Source organism: Psychrobacter sp. DAB_AL32B (genome assembly GCF_002224105.1).
Classification (GTDB): Bacteria; Pseudomonadota; Gammaproteobacteria; order Pseudomonadales; family Moraxellaceae; genus Psychrobacter.
In genome coordinates, this window is sequence record NZ_NEXU01000055.1 from 1 (window position 1) to 1,215 (window position 1,215).

The window sequence follows — 1,215 nt, forward strand, 5'->3', positions numbered from 1 at the left end:
CCTTCAAAAACTGACAAATCCGCCGCAGTCTCTACCGCTTCAGCATCGATTTTGCTGCTGTTGGTACCATTACAAGCGGTCAAAAATAATACGCTGCTCGCCGCCATACCAATCATCAGGCGTGTCAGTCTTTTATAAAAAATATTTGAGTGTAAGGACATAATGGGGTTATCCTGCATTGGTGCATTAAAAGCTTTTATTGGGCGTATTATCGTCTAACAATATTATCGTCTAACAATATTATCGAATATCATCATCAAACATTGGCATCAAACATTGGCATCAAACATTGGCATCAAACATTGGCATCAAACATTGGCATCAAGCACTGCCATCAAGCACTGCCATAAAACAACAGTATCAAAATGTGTATCATTGCTGCCATTTTTATAACAGCATTATGCTGGAAATTTTTAGCTATCTCAGAAGATAGCTTCTGACAATCGCTCTTATTTTAACAGAAAACCGCTATGTTACTATTATGATATATGGTTTTGCGTTTTTGTGCATGGCAACTGCCCATCCTAATGCTAGATTTGTTATACTCAATCCCAGCATATGCAAGTAGAGCTATCGTAAAAAATGTGAGTAAAATCTCTTTGCTCTACCCTACGTTTATTCTTATTAGGTCAATAAATTTTTATGTCAGACAATCGTACCTCAGCGCAGCAACTTAATACCAACAACGCTATGAATCCATTAGCTGCTAAACCAGACACAACGGTTGCCTATACGGACGGTGCATGTAAAGGTAACCCTGGCGCTGGCGGTTGGGGCGCGCATCTTATATTTAGTGACGGGCGTACGCAGGATTTGTATGGTGGCGATGACGAGACGACCAATAATCGTATGGAGCTGATGGGTGCGATACAAGCATTAAAACATAGCCCACATGGGCAAAACCTTGAGATTTGGACAGACTCAAGCTATGTCAAAAAAGGTATCACCGAATGGATTGAGGGCTGGAAAAAGCGAGGCTGGAAAACAGCCAGTAAAAAACCAGTCGCCAATCAAGACCTTTGGCAACAACTAGACGAGCTTTGCCAACCACGCGATGTTGATTGGCATTGGGTCAAAGGTCATGCTGGACATGCTGGCAATGAAAAAGCAGACGAGCTGGCAAATTTAGGCGTGACGTCCAGTAGTGAAGATTTATCGACAGTAGACACACAAGATACCGCTAAAAAAAAAGAGCAAATAGTGTCTGATAAAAAG

At 41.5% G+C, this 1,215-nt stretch carries 1 protein-coding gene; it reads left to right on the top strand.

All coding sequences use genetic code 11. From position 1 onward, the window contains the following. Positions 1–690 precede the first annotated feature (690 nt). On the top strand, positions 691–1,215 hold a 525-nt coding region (gene rnhA, locus CAN34_RS06405), incomplete at its 3' end, for a ribonuclease HI (protein ID WP_254423113.1).